The organism is Mycobacterium sp. UM_WGJ (genome assembly GCF_000455125.1).
Taxonomy (GTDB): domain Bacteria; phylum Actinomycetota; class Actinomycetes; order Mycobacteriales; family Mycobacteriaceae; genus Mycobacterium.
Window position 1 is genome coordinate 87,001 of sequence record NZ_AUWR01000002.1, and the last position, 20,280, is coordinate 107,280.

17 protein-coding genes are annotated in these 20,280 nt (G+C 67.3%); 8 read left to right on the forward strand and 9 right to left on the reverse strand.

Annotation, left to right across the window (positions count from 1 at the left end):
- The first annotated feature begins 39 nt into the window (after positions 1-39).
- The gene (locus tag N416_RS0100880) at positions 40-720 is read left to right on the forward strand and encodes a response regulator transcription factor (RefSeq protein ID WP_024440252.1); all 681 of its coding nucleotides are present in this window, start codon (positions 40-42) and stop codon (positions 718-720) included.
- Here the strand turns inward: N416_RS0100880 and N416_RS0100885 are convergent.
- Complete coding sequence (locus tag N416_RS0100885; RefSeq protein ID WP_369797554.1) at positions 690-2,123, reverse strand: sensor histidine kinase; 1,434 nt, start codon at positions 2,121-2,123, stop codon at positions 690-692. The two genes, N416_RS0100880 and N416_RS0100885, sit on opposite strands and share 31 nt — an antisense overlap.
- A gap of 132 nt (positions 2,124-2,255) precedes the next feature.
- On the opposite strand from N416_RS0100885, the gene N416_RS0100890 reads away from it, so the two are divergent.
- Positions 2,256-3,434 carry an AAA family ATPase gene (locus tag N416_RS0100890; protein ID WP_024440254.1) on the forward strand — a complete coding sequence of 393 codons (1,179 nt, stop codon included), beginning with the start codon at positions 2,256-2,258 and terminating at the stop codon, positions 3,432-3,434.
- Between the two features lie 13 nt (positions 3,435-3,447).
- Here the strand turns inward: N416_RS0100890 and N416_RS0100895 are convergent, their stop codons facing one another.
- Both N416_RS0100895 and N416_RS0100900 read right to left on the reverse strand, forming a co-directional pair.
- Positions 3,448-4,323: an SDR family oxidoreductase gene (locus tag N416_RS0100895; protein WP_024440255.1), complete on the reverse strand. Its 876-nt coding sequence runs from the start codon at positions 4,321-4,323 to the stop codon at positions 3,448-3,450.
- Between the two features lie 82 nt (positions 4,324-4,405).
- Positions 4,406-5,056: a TetR/AcrR family transcriptional regulator gene (locus N416_RS0100900; RefSeq protein WP_036456910.1), complete on the reverse strand. Its 651-nt coding sequence runs from the start codon at positions 5,054-5,056 to the stop codon at positions 4,406-4,408.
- Positions 5,057-5,172: 116 nt separating this feature from the next.
- Here N416_RS0100900 and N416_RS0100905 point away from each other — a divergent pair, with 116 nt between their 5' ends.
- The gene (locus N416_RS0100905) at positions 5,173-6,648 is read left to right on the forward strand and encodes a cytochrome P450 (protein ID WP_024440257.1); all 1,476 of its coding nucleotides are present in this window, start codon (positions 5,173-5,175) and stop codon (positions 6,646-6,648) included.
- Between the two features lie 165 nt (positions 6,649-6,813).
- Positions 6,814-8,292: a cytochrome P450 gene (locus N416_RS0100910; protein WP_024440258.1), complete on the forward strand. Its 1,479-nt coding sequence runs from the start codon at positions 6,814-6,816 to the stop codon at positions 8,290-8,292.
- Positions 8,293-8,312: 20 nt separating this feature from the next.
- Here N416_RS0100910 and N416_RS0100915 read toward each other — a convergent pair whose 3' ends face one another.
- The 4 genes from N416_RS0100915 to N416_RS0100930 form a co-directional block, all read right to left on the reverse strand.
- Complete coding sequence (locus N416_RS0100915; RefSeq protein ID WP_024440259.1) at positions 8,313-8,798, reverse strand: homocitrate synthase; 486 nt, start codon at positions 8,796-8,798, stop codon at positions 8,313-8,315.
- Between the two features lie 189 nt (positions 8,799-8,987).
- Positions 8,988-10,724, reverse strand: coding sequence for a ubiquinone-dependent pyruvate dehydrogenase (poxB, locus tag N416_RS0100920; protein ID WP_024440260.1), 1,737 nt, complete (start codon positions 10,722-10,724; stop codon positions 8,988-8,990).
- A 101-nt stretch (positions 10,725-10,825) separates the two neighbouring features.
- On the reverse strand, positions 10,826-12,991 hold the full coding sequence (locus tag N416_RS0100925; protein WP_024440261.1) for an acyl-CoA dehydrogenase: 2,166 nt from the start codon (positions 12,989-12,991) through the stop codon (positions 10,826-10,828).
- A gap of 21 nt (positions 12,992-13,012) precedes the next feature.
- Positions 13,013-13,771, reverse strand: a complete 759-nt coding sequence (locus N416_RS0100930) for an SDR family NAD(P)-dependent oxidoreductase (protein WP_024440262.1) — start codon at positions 13,769-13,771, stop codon at positions 13,013-13,015.
- Between the two features lie 118 nt (positions 13,772-13,889).
- Between N416_RS0100930 and N416_RS0100935 the strand changes: the two genes are divergently transcribed.
- From N416_RS0100935 to N416_RS0100945, 3 genes are all read left to right on the forward strand, one after another.
- A complete protein-coding gene (locus N416_RS0100935; protein ID WP_024440263.1) occupies positions 13,890-16,157 on the forward strand; it encodes a carbon starvation CstA family protein in 2,268 nt (755 codons plus the stop codon).
- Positions 16,133-16,327, forward strand: coding sequence for a YbdD/YjiX family protein (locus N416_RS0100940; RefSeq protein WP_024440264.1), 195 nt, complete (start codon positions 16,133-16,135; stop codon positions 16,325-16,327). The genes N416_RS0100935 and N416_RS0100940 overlap by 25 nt, the downstream gene beginning before the upstream one ends.
- Positions 16,328-16,465: 138 nt before the next feature.
- The gene (locus tag N416_RS0100945) at positions 16,466-17,263 is read left to right on the forward strand and encodes a L,D-transpeptidase (RefSeq protein WP_024440265.1); all 798 of its coding nucleotides are present in this window, start codon (positions 16,466-16,468) and stop codon (positions 17,261-17,263) included.
- A 20-nt stretch (positions 17,264-17,283) separates the two neighbouring features.
- Here the strand turns inward: N416_RS0100945 and N416_RS0100950 are convergent, their stop codons facing one another.
- Together N416_RS0100950 and N416_RS0100955 are read right to left on the reverse strand one after the other, a co-directional pair.
- Positions 17,284-18,540, reverse strand: a complete 1,257-nt coding sequence (locus N416_RS0100950; protein ID WP_024440266.1) for a cytochrome P450 — start codon at positions 18,538-18,540, stop codon at positions 17,284-17,286.
- Positions 18,537-19,382: an MBL fold metallo-hydrolase gene (locus tag N416_RS0100955; protein WP_024440267.1), complete on the reverse strand. Its 846-nt coding sequence runs from the start codon at positions 19,380-19,382 to the stop codon at positions 18,537-18,539. The genes N416_RS0100950 and N416_RS0100955 overlap by 4 nt, the downstream gene beginning before the upstream one ends.
- A gap of 102 nt (positions 19,383-19,484) precedes the next feature.
- Here N416_RS0100955 and N416_RS0100960 point away from each other — a divergent pair, with 102 nt between their 5' ends.
- The gene (locus tag N416_RS0100960; RefSeq protein ID WP_024440268.1) at positions 19,485-20,273 is read left to right on the forward strand and encodes a FadR/GntR family transcriptional regulator; all 789 of its coding nucleotides are present in this window, start codon (positions 19,485-19,487) and stop codon (positions 20,271-20,273) included.
- Positions 20,274-20,280 lie beyond the last annotated feature (7 nt).

The following is a 20,280-nucleotide window of genomic DNA, read 5'->3' on the forward strand; positions in this document are numbered from 1 at the left end:
GCAGCTGGTCACGTGGTCGACCTCTGCTGTACTGGTGTCGTGCGGATATTGCTGGTCGAAGACGAGGCGCGACTGGCTGAGACCGTGCGTCGCGGACTGGCGGCCGAGGGCTTCGTCGTCGATGTCGAACACGACGGTGCAGAGGGCCTGGCCGCCGCCACCACCGGCGACTACGACGTAGTGGTGCTGGACATCATGTTGCCCGGCCTCAGCGGCTACCAGGTGGTCCGCGAGCTGCGGGCGCAGCAGGTGTGGACGCCGGTGCTGATGTTGTCGGCCAAGGACGGCGAGTACGACATGGCCGATGCCTTCGACATCGGCGCCGACGACTATCTGACCAAGCCGTTCTCGTTCGTCGTCCTGGTGGCGCGGCTGCGCGCATTGCTGCGCCGAGGCGCCCCGGCACGTCCGACATTGCTGACCGCGGGCACCCTGTCGCTGGATCCGGCGCGTCGCCGGGTGGCCCGCGGCGACACGGTGATCATGTTGACGCCGCGAGAATTCGGTCTGCTGCAGTTCTTGATGCGACACCAGGATGACGTCGTCACCAAGGCCGACATCTTGCGATCGGTATGGGACACGCACTACACCGGCGACGAGAACGTCGTCGAGGTCTACATCGGGTATCTGCGGCGCAAGATCGACGCACCGTTCGGGCTCGCCACCATCGAGACGGTGCGCGGCGCCGGTTACCGGCTGCGCTCGGACCTCGACTCTTGATCGGGGAAACCCCGCTGCGGCAGTGAGACGGTGAACACCGCACCACCGGCGGCAGCATCGTCCACGGCAACGGTTCCGCGGTGGGCACGCACCACCTCTGCGACGATCGCCAGGCCGAGTCCGGTGCCACCCGAGGTCCGGGCACGGGCCGCGTCGAGCCGGACGAACCGTTCGAAGATCCGGCTCCGGTCGCCCACCGGGATCCCCGGGCCGTCGTCGGCAATCGTGATGACCACGCCGTCGGAGGCCGGACGGCAGCTCAGCGTCACCGTGCTGCACGCGTACCGTGCCGCGTTGTCGACCAGGTTGCGAATCACGCGGGTCAGGGCGGCGCGGTCGCCGGTGACCCGGCAGGCCCGGATATCGGTCACGACGCTGACCGACCCGCTGCCGTCGAGTCGGTTCGCTTCGGCCACCATCAGGTCGTCGACGTCGACGTCCTCCCCGCGCAATCCCAGTGCCCCTTCGTCGGAGCGGGCCAGCAGCAACAGGTCCTCGAGAAGTCGGCTCATCCGGTGTGACTCCGGAAGCAGCGATTCGTCGATCAGTGCCCGGTCCATCAGCTCGGGCCGGGCACTGGCCAGCTCCAGCGCGGTGGTGATCGTGGCCAGCGGACTGCGCAGTTCATGCGAGACATCGCTGACCAGACGCAGCTGCGCGGCCCTGCCGTGTTCCAGGCGAGACAGCATGGCGTTCATCGTCGTCGCCAGTTCGGCGATCTCGTCATGAGTTCGGGGAACCGGCACCCGCTCGGTCAGATCGGCGCTCGAGATCGTCGCCACCCGGGTGCGGATCGCTTCCACGGGCCGTAGCGCGGCGCCGACCAGGCGGAAGGTCCCCGCCGCCACCAGCGCGATCAGAATCGGTGCACCCACCGCCAGCAGCACACCCACCACGGTCACGATCTCCTCGACCGGTTCACGGTCCACCCCCACCAGCACGGTGACGGGTGCTCCGTCGGCGGCAGCACCGCGAGCCGAGACCCAATACTCTTCGCCGGTAGCGGATTCGACGCGGCCGACATAGCGCGCTTGACCGTCGGCGAGGGCTACCGCGGCCAGCGGCGATCGGGGCGCGCCGTTGGAGGCGGCCCGGACGGCGCCCGACGCGCCGACGACCTGCACGACGGCGATGTGCCCATCGGTGGCCAATAACGCCGACTCCATGTCGTCGAGGTCACCGGAGCGCAGCTGGGCGGCGATGTGTTCGGCACGCAGGCCGGCCGCGCTCTCGGCGGTCGATTCCAGCGACCGATACAGCACCAATAGCAGCAGCCCGCCCGCGATGGCGAGGCAGACGGTCATCACCGCGGCGGCGGCAAGCGCCGATCGGGTCCGAACACCGCTGTACAGCGAGCGAACCCGCTTGATGGCGGCCCGCATCCGGTGCGTGTTGCCTCTCACCCCGCCTCCCGGTTCATCGCATATCGACCCAGCATGCCCGTCATCGTCGCCCGCCGCGGCTGTGATGGCACTGAGGCCGCGGGCTTGCTCATGACGCCCATCCCGTCGCAGGCACCCGCTAACGTCCCGGGCATGCTGTCGACGCTGGCCGTACGGGGTTACCGCTCGCTGCGCGAGCTGGTGCTGCCGTTGAGTCCTCTCACGGTCGTGACCGGGGCCAACGGCACCGGCAAGTCGTCGCTGTACCGGGCGTTACGACTGTTGGCCGACTGCGGGCGCGGGGAGGTGATCGGCTCGCTGGCCCGCGAGGGCGGCCTGGAGTCGGTGCTGTGGGCCGGCCCCGAACAGCTCGGCGAGGCGCGCCGCAGCGGCGCCGCCGAGGGCAGCGTGCGCACTCGGCCGGTCTCGCTGGAGATGGGTTTCGCCTCTGACGATTTCGGCTACCTGGTCGATCTGGGATTGCCGCAGTCCCCCGGTGTCAACTCGGCGTTCGCTCACGATCCGGAGATCAAGCGGGAAGTGATCTTCGCCGGGCCGGTACCGCGGCGCGGCGCCACGTTGGTGAGCCGCACCCGGGCTTTCGCGCAGGCCAGCGTCGACGCCGGCGTCGAGGAACTGTCCCGGACGCTGCCGAGCTATCGGAGCGTGCTTGCCGAATTCGCCCACCCCGGTGCCCATCCGGAGCTGGCCGCGGTCCGCGACCGGCTGCGCGACTGGCGCTTCTACGACGGCTTCCGGGTGGATGCCGACGCACCGGTGCGACGGCCCCAGGTCGGTACACGCACGCCGGTACTCGCCGGCGACGGCGTCGACCTGGCCGCGGCGGTGCAGACCATCATCGAGTCCGGCGATGACGAGCTGGACCGTGCGGTCGCAGCCGCATTCGACGGGGCGACGCTGTCGGTCAGCGCGCACGACGGCATGTTCGATCTGCAGCTGCGCCAGCGGGGCATGCTGCGCCCGTTGCGTGCCGCCGAACTGTCCGACGGCACCCTGCGCTTCCTGTTGTGGGCCGCCGCTCTGCTGAGCCCGCAGCCACCGTCGCTGATGGTTCTCAACGAGCCGGAGACGTCACTGCATCCCGACTTGGTGGCGCCGCTGACCGAGCTCATCAGGGCCGCTGCCCCCCGAACCCAGCTCGTGGTGGTCACCCACACGCGCACCATGCCCGAACTGCTCGCCGCCGTGCCGGTTGCCGAAGCCGACGGCGACGACGCCGCGGAGATCGAGGTCTACAAGGACTTCGGCGAGACGCGGGTCGCCGGCCTGGGCCTGCTCAACACCCCGCCGTGGGACTGGGGCAGCCGTTGAGTGGTGTGGCGGCTCAGGAGCCGGGCAGCGACGCCTGCGAGGGGCGCAGCGCCCGGCTGAACAGCACGTTGGCCTGACGCATGGCCACGCTGTAGGGCAGCCAGGCCAGCCGCTTGAACGCGTACAGCGCCCGGATGTCACCGGAGGTGTAGACCAGGTAGCGGTTGCGCGCCACCCCGGCCAGGATCTTGTCGGCGGCCTTCTCCGGGGAGACGGCATGGCCGGCGAACCGGCCCACCCATTTCTCCACCTGCGGGTCCTCGCGGTCCACACCGGCGATCTCGACGGTGTGCACCAGCCCGGTCTTGACCGCACCGGGAACCACCACCGACACCCCGATCTTGTGCCGAGCCAGGTCGAAGCGCAGCACCTCGGACACGCCGCGCAGGCCGTACTTGCTGGCGGAATAGGCCGCGTGCCAGGGCAGGGCGACGATTCCGGCTGCCGAGGACACATTCACCAGGTGCCCGCCGCGGCCGGCGGCCAGCATCGGCGGAATGAAGCTCTCGATGACGTGGATCGGGCCCATGAGGTTGATGTCGACCAGCTTCCGCCACTGTTCATGGCTGAGGCGGTCGACGGTCCCCCACGCCGAGATACCGGCGATGTTCATCACGACGTCCATGGGCTCATGGCGCGCATGGATTTCGGCGGCGAACGCGGCGACCTCGTCGTAGTCAGCGATGTTGAGGGCCCGATGCTCGGGTACCAACGCACCCAAGGCGCGCGCATCGGCCACAGTTTCGGCCAAACCTTCGGCGTTGCGGTCGGTCAGGTACAGCTCGGCACCGAACTCAGCCAGCCGCAACGCGGTAGCCCGTCCGATCCCGCTCGCCGCTCCGGTGATGAAGCACCGCTTGCCCCGGTAGTACTGCGCTACGCGTGTCATGGGTGCAGACGATACCGGCGGTACCGCGCACCGCTGATGCAATCCCCAATCAAGCCGATCGCGCCACCCGGTGACTCGCCGGCTAGCTGTTGCGACCGCCCCACAGCGCGGTGCGCCACAACGCCTCGAGCACCTGCACGCCACGACCCACATCACCAGCGGGCCCCACGAAAGCGCCGTCTCCGGAAAGCATGTAGGCGGTGGTCGCGCCCAGGGTCCGCACCAGCGCGGGGACGTCGTCGCTGATCGGGTTCGCGGTCCCCGCGGCAATCTCGTCGTTGACCACGGCGACGATCTGGTCGATCACCGCGTCGATCTGGGCGTCGAGCAGCTCCCGGATCTCGGCGTCACTGTTGCGCGCCAAGTTGCACGCCGACATCACCGGATCGTTGTGGGCGTAGACCGCAGCCGCGCTACCCACCATGCGCTGGGCGAATGCCTCCGTCGATTCGTCGGCGCCGCGCGGCGCGAAATAGTGCGTCAGTTCTTCGAGCTCGTGCGTGGCCTCGGCCAGGATGTGGGCGAGCACAGCGTATTTGGAGTCGAAGTAGAAATAGAACCCCGAGCGGGCCACCCCTGCCCGGTCGCTGATGGTGCTGACCGACAGTTCCGCGAAGGGCTTTTCCTCCAGCAGCTCCCGCACCGCCTGAACAATCGCCTGGCGTTGCTTGTCGCCCCGGCGCACGGGCAGATCGTCGGGAGACCGCCCGCCTGCGCTGTCCTCAGTGTTCACCTTTGCACCTTGCACCACGCCGGGCTGGATTCAAACTTGACAGGCGTCAAATTTGATCCAAGTATTAGTGACCAAGTGACGGCTACCACAGCCTATCGGGCCGCTAAGGAGCGTTCGTGACCACCATCAGTACCCCGCGTTACCTGCTGGACCAGGCCAAGCGCCGGTTCACCCCGACCGTGAACACCATCCCCGGCATGGGTTTGCTCGAGAAGCGGCTGATGAACGTCGACTGGCCGCAGCGTACTTTGGCGACCCCGCCGGCGGGCAGCGGCCTCAAGCCGGTCGTGGGCGACTCCGGTCTGCCGCTGCTGGGACATATCGTTGAGATGTTCCGTCAGGGCCCCGATTTCCCGCTGCACCTGTACAACACCCGCGGCCCGGTCACGTTCGCCGACTCGCCGATCCTGCCCTCGATCGTCGCGTTGGGACCCGACGCCACCCAGACGATCTTCACCAACAAGAACAAGGACTTCTCGCAGAAGGGCTGGCTTCCGGTTATCGGGCCGTTCTTCAACCGCGGCTTGATGATGCTGGAGTTCGACGAGCACATGGCGCACCGGCGGATCATGCAGTCGGCCTTCACGCGGCCCCGGCTGGCCAGCTACGTCGAGGACATCGACCGGGTGGCTTCGGCGATCGTGGCCGACTGGCCCACCGACGACGGCCGCTTCTTGGTGTACCCGGCGATGAAGGAGCTGACTCTCGACGTCGCCTCGGTGGTGTTCATGGGCCACGAGCCGGGCAGTGACCACCAGCTGGTCACCAAGGTCAACCGTGCCTTCGAGCAGACCACCCGGGCCGGCGGCGCCATCATCCGCACCGGCCTGCCCCCGTTCAAGTGGTGGCAGGGCCTGCAGGGCCGCAAGCTGCTCGAGGACTACTTCGTGGAGCGAGTCAAGGAGCGTCGCAAGGTCGAGGGCACCGACATGCTCACCGTGCTCTGTCACACCTCCGACGAGGACGGCAACAGCTTCTCCGATGCCGACATCGTCAACCACATGATCTTTTTGATGATGGCCGCCCACGACACCACCACCTCGACGGTGACCACGATGATCTACCACCTGGCCGCACACCCCGAGTGGCAGGACCGCGCCCGCGACGAGTCGACGCGGCTCGGCGACAGCCCCTTGGACATCGAGTCGCTGGAGAAGCTGGAGACCCTCGACCTGGTCATGGACGAGTCCTTGCGGCTGGTGACTCCCCTGCCGTTCAATATGCGCCAGACCGTGCGCGACACCGATCTGTTGGGCCATTACGTACCGGCCGGTACCAACGTCGTGACGTGGCCAGGGATGAACCACTGGCTGCCCGAGCTGTACACCAATCCCCGTCAGTTCGACCCGGAGCGATTCCTCGAGCCGCGGTCGGAGCACAAGAAGCACCGCTACGCCTGGGCCCCGTTCGGTGGCGGCGCGCACAAGTGCATCGGGATGGTGTTCGGACGCCTCGAGATCAAGACGGTGCTGCACCGGTTGCTGCGCCAGTACCGGATCGAGCTGTCGCATCCCGGCTACAAGCCGCGCTGGGACTACGGCGGCATGCCCATCCCGATGGACGGCATGCCGATAGTCCTGCGCCGGCTGTAGCCCCCGCGCGCCTGACACATCACCTCCTGACACGCCGGCGCCACTCGACCCGGAACTTCGCGGCGCGCCACGCTGGAGTCGGCCTTGACAGTCGTCAAGTTTGATCGAAGGATGGCGGGCAAGTGACGGGCGCCACAGCCCGTCGGGCGCCGTAAAGGAGCGTCGGTGACGACGATCAGCACGCCGCAGTACCTGATCGACCAGGCCAAGCGCCGGTTCACCCCGTCGTTCAACAACTTCCCCGGTATGGGGGCGCTGGAGAAACGGCTGTTGAACATGGAGTTCCCGGAGAAGAAGCTCGCCGAGCCGCCCCCGGGCAGTGGCCTCAAACCGGTCCTCGGCGACTCCGGGCTGCCCATCCTGGGGCACATGATCGAGATGCTGCGCGGCGGCCCTGACTACCTGATGCGCATCTATCACACGCACGGGCCACTGTTGTTCGGCGATTCGCCCGTCTTGCCCGCCGTCGCAGCACTGGGACCCGATGCGACGCAGGTCATCTACTCCAACCGCAACAAGGACTATTCGCAACAGGGCTGGGTGCCGGTAATCGGGCCGTTCTTCAACCGGGGCCTGATGCTGCTGGACTTCGAGGAACACATGTTCCATCGCCGGATCATGCAGGAGGCGTTCGTACGACCCCGCCTGGTCGGCTATGTCGAACAGATCGACCTGGTCGCCTCCCAGGTGATCGCCAACGACTGGGTCACCGACGACCCGCGCTTCCTGCTGTACCCCGCGATGAAGGAACTCACCCTCGACATCGCCGCGCTGGTGTTCATGGGGCACCAGCCCGGCACCGACCGCGAGCTGGTCACCAAGGTCAATAAGGCGTTCACCACGACGACCCGGGCCGGCAACGCAGTGATCCGAACCAGCGTGCCGCCCTTCACCTGGTGGCGTGGCCTCAAGGCGCGCGAACTCCTGGAGGCCTACTTCACCGCCCGGGTCCAGGAACACCGCGGCAAGGAAGGCAACGACCTGCTCACCGCGCTGTGCTCGGCCGAGGACGAAGACGGCAACCGGTTCTCCGACATCGACATCGTCAACCACATGATCTTTTTGATGATGGCCGCCCACGACACGTCGACGTCGACGGCCACCTCAATGGTCTATAATCTCGCGGGAAACCCGGAATGGCAGCAACGCTGCCGTGACGAATCGGATCGACTGGGCGACGGACCGCTCGACATCGAATCTCTGGAGAAGCTGGAATCGCTCGATTTGGTGATGGACGAATCGATCCGCCTGGTGACACCGGTGCAGTGGGCGATGCGCCAGGCAGTCCGCGACACCGAGCTACTGGGCTACTTCATCCCCCAGGGCACCAACGTCATCGCATACCCCGGCGTGAACCACCGTCTCCCCGAGCTATGGACGGAGCCGATGAAGTTCGACCCGGAACGGTTCACCGAGCCGCGCAGCGAGCACAAGCGGCACCGCTACGCGTTCAATCCGTTCGGCGGCGGTGCGCACAAGTGCATCGGCATGACATTCGGCCGCCTCGAAGTCAAGGCGATCTTGCACCGGCTGCTGCGACGGTACCGGCTGGAGTTGCCGCGCCCCGGATATCGGACACGCTGGGACTACGGCGGCATGCCCATTCCGGCGGACGGGATGCCGATCGTCTTGCGCCAGCTCTAGTTTGCGCCGTCGCCTTCCACTCACCGCGCAGACGTATCGCACTCCGCCGTGAGAAGCCGGTTGACGCAAGTGACAACAGCGTCCACGGCTGAGCGTCCAGCCTCGGGGGCAAACCCCACCGCCCAGGCCGTCTCGCGACCGTTGGAACCGTGGATGAACGTCGCCGTCTCGGTGCCGCAGCGGAGCTGATGGAATCCGAGGATTTCCAGCGTGATACCCCGCTCGTACAGCATCTCGGTCAGTGCGGCCAGCGGACCGTGCGCCGCTGCGGTGCACGTGCCGGTCCGATCTCCGATGGCGATTGTCGCCTGGTAAGTGCGGCCCTGGAGCCCCAGCCGTGCCGCGGGGCGATCGACGTCCAGGCAACGCCAGCGGCCCAGCCGCAGCGGTCCGGCACAACGCCCGTAGTTGGCCACAAAGCCTTCCCACGTGAGCTGTTCGCCCGGGTCGCGCAGTTCACGCGGTAGTCGGGTGTCGAATCGGTCTGCGAAGGATGTGCTGGCCATAGTGCGGTCTTTTCTGCTCGAAGAGAGCGACCGACGGGAGTAGCTTCCGACCCACAGCGGGGGGTCGGTCTGGATCAGACCCCGCTGCGGGTGCCGGCTACTACGACTGGATAACGCATGGTGTCACTCAGGCTAATCGCGCGGCCGCCGGACGCGCAACGCATTTATCGACTGGCGTCGAGATCGATATCAATTCAAGATGCGGCGGGCCACGTTGGTGGTCACCAGGTCCAGCAGTTCGTCGCTGCGACCGGCCAGGATCGTCCGGATCGCGTAGAGCGAGAAGCCTTTGGCCTGTTCAGCGGTGATCGCCGGCGGAATCGACAGTTCCTGGCGTGCGGTGACGACGTCGACGACCGCTGGTCCGTCGTAGGCGAACGCCTCGGTCAGCGCCGCTTCCAAATCGGCCGGCCGCTCCACCCGCCTACCGAACATGCCCAGCGCGGTGGCGACGGCGCCGAAGTCCGGATTCTCCAGCTCGGTACCGAAGTTGACGATGCCGGCGGCCTTCATCTCCAGTTCGACGAAGTTCAGCGACGAATTGTTGAACACGATCACCTTGACCGGCAAGCGATTCTGCGTCAAGGTCAGCAGCTCGCCGAACAGCATCGCCAGGCCACCGTCGCCGGCCAACGCGACAACCTGCCGCTTCCGATCGAAGGACTGAGCGCCGATCGCGTGCGGCAGCGCGCACGCCATGGTGCCGTGGTTGAACGATCCGATCAGTCGCCGTCGCCCGTTCATGGTCACGTACCGGGCCGCCCATACCACCGGGGACCCGACGTCGACGGTGAAAACCGCGTCAGCTGAGGCCAACCGATTAGCCACCGCGGCAACATATTCGGGACGTATCGGCGTGCGGTCTCGATCGTTGGACGCCAGCGAGTCGAGTCGCTGTCGGGTCTTGCGGTAGTGCTTGAGCGACCTTTCCAGGTGACTGCGGTCATTCTTGGGTGCCAGCAATGGCTGTAACGCGGCGACGGTGTCGGTAACCGTGCCGAGCAGCCCGAGATCGATCGGGGTGCGCCGGCCGAGGTTTCGACCGCGAATGTCGACTTGAATGATCTGCGCACGATCGGGATAGAACTGCTGGTAGGGAAAGTCGGTGCCCAGCATCAGCAACACATCGGCTTCGCGGATCGCCTTGTACCCGGACGCGAAACCCAGCAGTCCTGTCATACCGACGTCGTAGGGATTGTCGTACTCGATGTACTCCTTGCCGCGTAACGCGTGCACGATAGGCGCTGCCAAGGTGTGCGCCAACTCCATCACCTGGCCATGGGCGCCGGCAACTCCGGCACCGGCCAAAATGGTGACGTTGGCGGCCGAGTTGAGCATGGCCGCGGCCGCCCGCAACCCCTGCTCGTCGGGGTGGCATACCGATCCGGTGGGCCGCACCGGACGCGCCCCCCAGGCGGTCTCGTCGAGACGGTGACCGAAGATCTCGCCCGGCACCACCACGACGGCGACGCCGTTCTCCTCCACCGCCGCACGCATGGCCAGCTCCAAGATGCGCGGCGCCTGCTCGGGGGTGCTGACCAACTCGCAGTAGACACTGCACTCACGAAATAGGTTCTGCGGGTGGGTTTCTTGGAAATACTCGGAGCCGACCTCGGCGAGCGGGATGTGGGCAGCGATCGCCAGCACCGGCACCCGGCTGCGCTGCGCATCGAACAGGCCGTTGATCAGGTGCAGGTTGCCGGGTCCGCAACTACCGGCGCATACCGCCAAACCACCGCGCAAAGCCGCCTCCGCGGCGGCCGCGAACGCAGCGGTCTCCTCGTGGCGCACCTGTTCCCAGCCGAAGTCGCCGGCCCGGCGGATCGCATCGGTGAGCCCGTTGAGGCTGTCACCGGGTATCCCGAAGATGCGCCGCACCCCGCTGCGCTGGAGAACGGTAATGACATGGTCGGCGACGGTTGCCACTACGCGTCCTCCTCCTTCTGGACGAGTGTGCGGAGTTGTCCGGCGTCACCAAGGACTTTGGCGGACAACTCTGCACGCTCGTGCAAAGGTCAGGGCAAACGCTACTTGATCAGCGGGTCACGGGGCATCCCCAGAATTCGCTCGGCGATCTGGTTGCGCGTCACCTCCGAGGTGCCGCCGGCGATTGCGATACCGCGCGCCCCCATCACCATCCGGCCCGCCATTGCGCCCGGCCCGTCATCTAGGGCGACGTCGGGACCCAGCAGCGCGGCTCCGATGGCCGCACCATCACCCATGTGCTCGGCCAGCTTGAGCTTGGTGACGTTGCCCTCGGGTCCGGGACCGGCGCCGGCGATGCTGCGCGCCACCCGGCGCAGGTTCAGCAGCCGCAGCGCGTGCTCGTCGGCGACGAACCGGCCGATCCGGGCCGCGGCGTCGGCCACCGAATTCCGGTGCTGCTGAGCCAGGGCGATCAGTCTCTGGTCCACCCCGGCGGTGAAGGAACCACCACCGCCGATGCTGACCCGCTCGTTGCCCAAGGTGGCGCGGGCGACCTTCCAGCCCTCGTTGACCTCCCCGACGACGTCCTCGTCGGGAACGAACACATCGTTGAAGAACACCTCGTTGAACTCCGAGCCGCCGGTGATCTGGCGCAGCGGCCGCACTTCGACGCCGGGCGCCTTCATGTCGATGATCACCATGGTGATACCGGCGTGCTTGGGGACGTCGAAGTCGGTGCGCACCGTGGCCAGGCCACGCCGGCACAGATGCGCACCGGAGGTCCACACCTTCTGGCCGTTGATCTTCCAGCCACCCTCGACCCGGGTTGCCTTGGTCTTGACCGCGGCGGCATCCGAACCGGCGGCGGGTTCGGAGAACAGCTGGCACCAGATCTCCTCCTGGCGCAGCGCCTTCTCCACGAAGCGCTCGATCTGCCAGTCGGTGCCCTGCTGAATGAGCGTCAGGATCACCCAGCCGGTGATCGAGTAGTCGGGCCGTTGGATGCCCGCGGCGCTGAACTCCTGCTCGATCACCAACTGCTCGACGGCGTCGGCGGCCCGGCCCCACGGCTTGGGCCAGTGCGGCATGACATAGCCGGTCGCGATCAGCTTGTCCAGCTGGTCTTCGGCGCCCAACTCCGCGATCTCGGCCGCGTCGGCATGGATTCGGGTGCGCAACTCCTCTGCCTCGGGCGGCAGGTCCAGGCTGTTGGCCCGGGTGATGCCGGCCGCGGCGCTCTCGAAGACCGCCAGCGCCGGCGCGTCGCCGCCGAACAGCGCCTGCACCGTCAAGGCCCGGCGCAGCTGCAGGTGGGCGTCGTGCTCCCAGGTGTAGCCGATACCGCCGTGCACCTGGATGTTGAGCTCGGCGTTGCGCACGTAGGCGGGGAAGGCCAGCGTGGCGGCCACCGCGGCGGCCAACCGGAAGGCGTACTCGTCCTCTCCGTCAGCCCGGGCGGCATCCCAGACCGCGGCGACCGCCGACTCGGCAGCGACCAGCATGTTGGCGCAGTGGTGCTTGATGGCCTGGAAGGTGGCGATGGTGCGGCCGAACTGTTCGCGCACCTTGGCGTACTCGACCGCCGAATCGGTGCAATCGGCCGCACCGCCGACTGCTTCGGCGGCCAGCAGCACCCGGGCGCGCGCCAGCGCGGACTCACGCCCTCCGGCCAGGACGTCGTCGGCGCTGACTCCGACACCGGTCAGCGTCACGCGCCCGGACCGGCGGGTGGGGTCGAGGTTGCCGGGCACGTCGACGTTGACCCCGGCACGGTCGCGCTCGAGCACCAGGACGTCCTCGCCGGCGGCCACCAGCAGCAGATCGGCCAGGCCCGCGCCCAGCACCACCCCGGCGTCACCGGAGGCCACACCGCCGTCCAGGACGATGTCGCCGGCCAGGCCCACTCCGGCGGTGACCGAACCGTCGATTAGGCCGGGCAGCAGGCGGGCCTGCTGCTCGGGGGTGCCGGCCGCGGCGATCACCGCGGAGGCGATGACGGTCGGGACGAACGGACCCGGGGCCACTGCGCGGCCCAGCTCCTCGATCACCACCACCAACTCGGGCAGGCCGAAACCGGAGCCGCCGTGCTCCTCGCCGATATGCAGGCCCAGCCAGCCCAGGGACGCCAGTTCGGTCCAGAACGGGGGCCGAGTCTCCTCGGCGGCGTCCAGCAGCGCACGGGCCTCCGAGCGGGCCTTCTGTGCGGTCAAGAATCCGCGGGCCACCTCGGCAAGTTCGCGGTGGTCGTCGGTCAATCCAATGCCCATGGGGAATCTCCTGGCTTTCGTTTACTTGGGGGCGAACCGCTGCCCGGCGTCGAGCCGCAGGCATTGTCCGTTGAGCATCGGGTTGTCGACGACAGCGGCAACCAACTTGGCGAACTCCTCGGGCCGGCCCAGGCGCTTGGGGAACGCAGCGTCGCGGGTCAAGGCACTGGCGAACTCCTCGGGAATGCCCTTGGTCAGGCCGGTGGCGAACAGGCTCGGCGCGATCGCCAACGCCCGGATGCCCACCGAACCGAGGTCGCGAGCCATGGTCAGGGCCATACCGGCCACACCCGCCTTGGCGGCGGTGTAGGCGACCTGGCCGATCTGGCCCTCGAAGGCCGCGATCGACGCCGTGTTGATGATGACACCGCGTTCTTCGTCTTCGGGCTCGTTGGTGCTCATGTGCGCGGCGGCCAGCCGGTTGATGTTGAACGTGGCGATCAGGTTCAGGTCGATCACCGCACGGAAGGACTCCAGGTCGTGCGGGCCGGACTTGCTCAAAGTGCGTTTGGCGATACCCCCGCCGGCCGTGGTGACGATGACGTGCAGCCCGCCCAGGCCCTCGACCGCCGCGGCCAGAGTCTTCTCGGTGGCGTCGAAGTCGGTGATGTCCACCGGATAGAAGGCACCGCCGAAGCCGTCTGCGACTTGCTTGCCCTCCGAGCCTTCCCGGTCGAGCACCGCGACATCTGCCCCGCCGGCGGCCAGCAGCTCCGCGGTGGCGCGGCCCATCCCAGAGGCCCCGCCGACGATGATGACCTTCTTACCGTTGATATCCATGCAGACCCCTTCGCCGCCGTTACTGGAAATCTAGTAGTTGAGAATCTAGGACAAGTTATCGTTCCGCTCGGAAACCGCTGCCCCTCGGGCATCGGAGAAGGCCCCCGAGGAGGTACTTGTGGCCGCACCGACGGCGACAGAGGTAGTCGAGCGACACGACGGACCGGTGACCTATGTGCACACCGACCCCGAGCTGCCCGCAGTGGCGGTCATCGATCGCTCGCCGATCTCCGCACGGCACAAGGTCGTGTTCGGTGCGCTTGCGGTCGCGGGGGCGGTGGCGTGGGCGTCGATCGCGTTCGCCCGCGGCGAGTCGGTGAACGCGGTGTGGTTCGTGATCGCCGCGGTCTGCACCTACACCATCGGATTTCGTTTCTACGCAAGGTTTATCGAGCGCAAGATCGTGCGCCCCCGCGATGACCACGCCACGCCGGCGGAGATCTTCGAGGACGGTACCGACTATCTGCCGACCGATCGGCGGGTGCTGTTCGGCCACCACTTCGCGGCGATCGCCGGCGCAGGTCCGCTGGTCGGCCCGGTGCTGGCCACTCAGATGGGCTACCTGCCGGGGACCATCTGGATCATCATCGGCGCGGTGGTGGCCGGTTGTGTACAGGACTACCTGGTGTTGTGGTGCTCGGTGCGCCGACGGGGCCGCTCCTTGGGACAGATGGCCCGCGAGGAACTGGGCGTCGTCGGCGGTGCGGCCGCGATCATCGGCGTGCTGGTCATCATGGTGATCCTGATCGCGGTGCTTGCGCTGATCGTGGTGCGGGCGTTGGCGGTCAGTCCCTGGGGCGTGTTCTCCATCGCGATGACCATTCCGATCGCCCTGTTCATGGGGTTCTACCTGCGATTCTTGCGGCCGGGCCGGGTGTCCGAGGTGTCCCTGATCGGCATCGTGGCTCTGCTGGGCGCCGTCGCATCGGGCAAGTGGGTCGCCGAAACCTCTTGGGGTGTCGCATGGTTCACGCTGTCCCCGGTGACGTTGTCCTGGTGCATCATCGGCTACGGCTTCGCCGCCTCGGTGCTGCCGGTGTGGCTGCTGCTGGCACCGCGTGACTACCTGTCCACGTTCATGAAGGTCGGCACCATCATCCTGCTGGCCGTCGGCATCCTGATCGCCCGGCCGCTGATGGCGGCGCCTGCCGTCTCGGAGTTCGCCCGCACCGGCGAAGGACCGGTGTTCGCGGGGTCGCTGTTCCCGTTCCTGTTCATCACGATCGCCTGCGGCGCGCTGTCGGGATTCCATTCGCTGATCGCCTCCGGTACCACCCCGAAACTGCTCGAAAAAGAGAGCCAGATGCGCCTGATCGGCTACGGGGGGATGCTCACCGAGTCTTTCGTGGCGGTGATGGCGCTGATCACCGCGTCGATTCTGGACCAGCACCTGTTCTTCACCCTCAACGCCCCGGTCGCCGCGACCGGCGGTACCGCCGAGAGCGCCGCCGCTTACGTCAACGGGCTCGGGCTCGGCGGGCCCCCGGCGACCGCCGACCAGATCACCGAGGCCGCCACGTCGGTCGGCGAACAGTCGATCGTGTCGCGTACCGGCGGGGCCCCCACCCTGGCGCTGGGCATGGCCGATGTGTTGGGGCGGGTGTTCGGCGGACCGGGCCTGAAGGCCTTCTGGTACCACTTCGCGATCATGTTCGAGGCGCTGTTCATCCTGACCACCGTGGACGCCGGCACCCGGGTGGCCCGATTCATGCTCGGCGACGCGTTGAGCAACCTGGGCGGACCGCTGCGCCGGCTGTCCAACCCGAGTTGGCGGATCGGGGCGTGGGTTTGCAGTCTGGCCGTGGTCGCCGGGTGGGGTTCGATCCTGTTGATGGGCGTCACCGATCCGCTCGGCGGAATCAACACCCTTTTCCCGCTGTTCGGTATCGCCAACCAGTTGCTGGCCGCGATCGCGCTGACCGTGGTGACGGTGATCGTGATCAAGAAGGGACAGGGGAAATCAGGCCTGAAATGGGCGCTGATTCCGGGCATTCCGCTGCTGTGGGATCTGGCCGTCACCATGACGGCCTCGTGGCAGAAGATCTTCTCGGGCGATCCTCGGGTGGGCTACTGGACGCAGCACTTCGCCTATCGGGCCGCCGAACGGGCCGGCGAGACGTCGTTCGGATCTGCGGCCAACGCGGCGCAGCTGCACGATGTCGTCCGCAACACTTTCATCCAGGGCACCTTGTCGATCGTGTTCGCCTCGGTGGTGGCGGTGGTGGTGGTGGCCGGAATCATGGTGTCGATTCGGGCCGTTCGCGGAACAGCGTCGACCTCCGAGCCGCCACCGGTGCCGTCGAAGCGATTCGCGCCTGCCGGGCTGACCCCCACGGCGGCCGAACGAAAGGTGCAGGCGCAATGGGACGCCCGCTGCACGGGTTAGCGCGCGCCGCTCGCCACATCGGCTGGTACTGGGCATCACTGTTGGGCGACAACCACTACCACCGCTACCTGGAGTACCGCCGCCGCGCTCATCCCGGCGAACCGGTGCTCTCCGAGCGCGACTACTGGCGGCACCGTCACGACGGCGATCCGGGGGCGCGCTGCTGTTGACAGCGGCGCCGGGCCGTGTCCAAACCTTAATGAAGCCTTGACCGACTCGTGGGCATGTACGAGCGGCTTATCGACGCGAATCTCCCTACCATCAACGGCAACAGCCCAAGGTAGGAAGATCGGGAAGGTATGCCGACGATGTGGACATCGGTGCGCTCAGCAATGGTGGTGATCGGGGTCGCGGTCACAACGCTCGTGACGCCGCCCGGAACAAGTTCGGCCGCGGCCAGCCAGCCGCCCGGCGCGGGGATCGCATCGATCCAGCCGGCGTCGGGTGCTGTCGTCGGCGTGGCGCACCCGGTCGTGGTGACCTTCTCCGCACCGGTGATCGACCGCCGGGCCGCCGAGCGCACCATCGCGGTGCGGTCCAACCCGCCGATGACCGGAACGTTCGACTGGGTCGACGACACCGAAGTGCAGTGGGTCCCCGACCACTACTGGCCGGCACACAGTGCGGTGGCACTGTCGGTGGGCAAGCTCTCTGTCGATTTCAGCACGGGCGCAAAGGTTGTCGGCGTCGCCAGCATCTCCGCGCACACCTTTACCGTGACGGTTGACGGCGACGAGGCCGGCCCGTTGCCCACGCCGCACCACCGCCCGCACTGGGGCGAAGACGGCGTCATGCCCGCCACCATGGGCAAGACCGAATACGAGACGCCGACGGGCAACTACACCGTGCTGGGTAAGGACCGCAAGGTCCTGATGGACTCCAGCAGCGTGGGGATCCCGATCGACTCCGCAGAGGGCTACCGCTTCGAGGTCGAACAGGCGGTACGCATCACCCGACGCGGGCTCTACATCCACGCCGCACCCTGGGCGCTGCGCTCCCTGGGCCTGGAGAACGTCAGCCACGGCTGTGTCGGCCTGAGCCCCACCGATGCGGAGTGGTACTTCGACCGGGTCAACATCGGCGACCCGGTGATCATCAAGGAGTGACGCGGGCCGCTGGGCGTCCGCTAGGACGTCCCAGCGCTGCCGAATTCCACTGGCATGGCGTCGATACCGTTGATCCAGGGCAGCACCGACCGTGACGGGCGATCCAGCTGGTGGATGTCGGGAATGATGTCTGCCAGCGCACCGAAGATCAGGTTGATCTGCATCCGGGCGAGATTGGCCCCTATGCAGTAGTGCGCTCCCGGGGCACCGAAACCCAAGTGCGGGTTGGGGCTTCGCCGGATGTCGAACCTGAACGGGTCGTCGAATACCTCGTCGTCGTAGTTGGCCGAGCCGTAGAACATGCCGACCCGCTGGCCTTTGCGGATCTGCACTCCGCCGAGTTCGACGTCGCGTAACGCCGTGCGCTGGAAGGAGATGATCGGCGTCGCCCAGCGCACCACTTCTTCGGCCATGGTGGTGGGGCGTTCCTCGACGAACAACCGCCACTGATCGGGGTGGTCGAAAAACGCCAGCATCCCCTGCGAGGTGGCATTGCGGGTGGTCTCGTTGCCGGCCACCATCAACATCATCACGTAGTAGCCGAATTCCAGCGCAGTCAGCTCCTCACCGTCGATGGTCGCGGTCACCAGGGCCGTCGCGATGTCGTCGCGCGGGTGCGCCTTGCGGTCTTCGGCCATCTGATAGGCATAGCCCAACAGTTCGGCGGAGGCTTGGATTCCGTCGGCTCCGGCTTCCGGTTCACCGTTGCCCCCGCCCACCAGCCGGTTGCTCCAGTCGAAGACCTGCTGGCGCTCGTCTGCGGGGACACCGATCAACTCGCAGATGGTCGCCAACGGCAGCTGCGAGGCCACCTCGGTGACGAAGTCACCGGTGTTGTGCTCGGCGGCGGCGGTGACGATCTCTCTGGCTTGGCGGTCAAGCGAATCTCGCATGCCGGCCACCACTCGGGGCGTGAAACCCCGGGAGACGATCCGGCGCAGCTTGGCGTGCTTGGGCCCGTCGAGAAACAGCATGATGTTGTCGCGGCTGGCGTCGTGGAGTTCTTGATTGTTGGTGGTGTTCGTCCGGATAAGCGAGGTGTTCTCGTGCGAGGAGAACACCTCGTCCTGCAACGAGACCGCCCGTACGTCGGCGTGCTTGGTCACGACCCAGTAGCCCTCATCCGGGTAGCCGGACGCGCCGAAGGGTTGTGCGTTCCACCAGATCGGCCGTGTTTTGCGCAGCAGGGCGAATTCCTCGTGCGGGATCCGCTCGCCGATGAGGGCGGGGTCGGTGAAGTCGAACCCCTCCGGCAGCAGGTGCTGTGTCTCGGTCATCGTGCTCCCTCTCGCTCTACCAGCGGTTGCCACGCCAAACGCTCCCCGGTGCTGTTGATGTAGCCGCCCGACGGGGCAGCGAAATGCGATCCGAGCAGCAGCGCCCGCTCGTCGGCGACGCGGCGCAGCAGGTCCAGCCGGCTGGCGCGTGCGGCACTCGGGTCGGCGTCGGGCCGGGCACCGATCTCGGGGTCGCCGATCTGGACCGGATGGTGCACGACGTCGCCGCTGATGTAGGCCACCGCTCCGGCGGATTCGATGCGCACCGACACGTGACCAGGGGTGTGGCCCGCGGTGGCGACGAGCCGGACCGTCTCGGTCAGCTGATGATCCGGCCCGACCAGCCGAAGCTTGCCGTGCTGCGCCAGCGGCGCAACGCATTCCGGCGCCACCCGGTCCTCACCGGTGCATGCGCTCCAGTGCGCGTGCTCGGCCGCGGTCACCAGGTAGTCGGCACCGGCGAATCTCGGCACCCACTGCCCACCCTGCTCCACGGTGTTGCCACCGGCGTGGTCGCGGTGCAGATGCGTGCACACCACCGCGGTGATGTCGCCGGGAGCGAATCCGGTAGCCGCCAGCGAGTCCTCGAAGAGGTCCGCAATGTTGCGGGTCCGCAGGAAGCTTTCGGCGAAGCAGGTGTCGACCAGCACGCACGATGACTCAGCCGCGATCAGATAGGACTGGATCGCCATCAAGATGTTGCCCGCGGCGTCGCAGTAGTCCGCCAGCGAACCTTCTAGGAAACGCTCGGATGCCGCCGTGAACAACACGGAAGGTGGGATCGGTATGACCGCCTGCAGGACCGCATGGATGTCAACGTCGCCGACAGTCCAGTGCTGCACGCCATGGTCCCCTTCTCGCAGCGCGATCGTATGCCACGAATCATTTGGAAGTGAGCGATTCGAGCAAGCCGGGACAGGGGCTTGGTCTGGCACACTCGACGCGTGGCAGCTCCCACCGTTCGCTTCCGGCGGCTCGCCGAACAGGTCGCCGACGAGCTTCGCCGGCGCATCCTGGCCGGCGAGCTGACCGACGATCACGTACTCCCCAAAGAGGACGAACTCCTGGTCGAGTTCGCCATCAGCAAGCCGTCTCTGCGCGAGGCCATGCGCATCCTCGAAGCCGAGGGACTGCTCACCGTGCGCCGCGGCAAACGGGGCGGCGCGGTGATCCATCGACCCACTCCAGCAAATGTCGCCTACACCATGGGCCTGGTATTGGGATCGCAACAGGTCACTCTCGCCGACGTCGGGACCGCGCTCCTCCAGGTCGAACCGGCCTGCGCGGCACTGTGCGCGGGGCGGCCGGACCGCAAGAGCACGGTGGTGCCCATTCTGCGCCGGTTGCACGAGGAATCGGTGGCCGCGGTCGACGACCTGCAGAAGGCCACCTCTGCCAGCCGCCGCTACCACGAAGCCCTGGTCACCCACTGCGGCAATGCCACCATGCTCGTCATGGCGGGCGCGCTCGAAGCCCTGTGGTCGGCTCACGAGCAAAGCTGGTCCAGCCAGGTCACCGACCATTCAACGGTGCCCGTTCCCGAGCGGCGCGCCGTCTTGGAGGACCACCGTCAGGTGATCGACGCCATCGATGTCGGCGATGCCCAGCGCGCCCGAGACCTCGCCGCAGCACACCTGCTGCACGCCCAGCACTACCCCGGTCGCTCCGGGATCGTCGATCCCGCCATGGTCCGGCCCCGGGGGCTTCCCAGCGCCGGGGACCCGCAGTTCTGAGGAACTT

What these genes read in the sequence shown, in the direction of transcription:
- N416_RS0100890 (WP_024440254.1), top strand. Translation starts at nt 2,256, where the DNA reads ATGCTGTCGACGCTGGCCGTACGGGGTTACCGCTCGCTGCGCGAGCTG.
- N416_RS0100895 (WP_024440255.1), bottom strand. Translation starts at nt 4,323, where the DNA reads ATGACACGCGTAGCGCAGTACTACCGGGGCAAGCGGTGCTTCATCACC.
- N416_RS0100915 (WP_024440259.1), bottom strand. Translation starts at nt 8,798, where the DNA reads ATGGCCAGCACATCCTTCGCAGACCGATTCGACACCCGACTACCGCGT.
- N416_RS0100925 (WP_024440261.1), bottom strand. Translation starts at nt 12,991, where the DNA reads ATGGGCATTGGATTGACCGACGACCACCGCGAACTTGCCGAGGTGGCC.
- N416_RS0100930 (WP_024440262.1), bottom strand. Translation starts at nt 13,771, where the DNA reads ATGGATATCAACGGTAAGAAGGTCATCATCGTCGGCGGGGCCTCTGGG.
- N416_RS0100940 (WP_024440264.1), top strand. Translation starts at nt 16,133, where the DNA reads ATGGGACGCCCGCTGCACGGGTTAGCGCGCGCCGCTCGCCACATCGGC.
- N416_RS0100945 (WP_024440265.1), top strand. Translation starts at nt 16,466, where the DNA reads ATGTGGACATCGGTGCGCTCAGCAATGGTGGTGATCGGGGTCGCGGTC.
- N416_RS0100950 (WP_024440266.1), bottom strand. Translation starts at nt 18,540, where the DNA reads ATGACCGAGACACAGCACCTGCTGCCGGAGGGGTTCGACTTCACCGAC.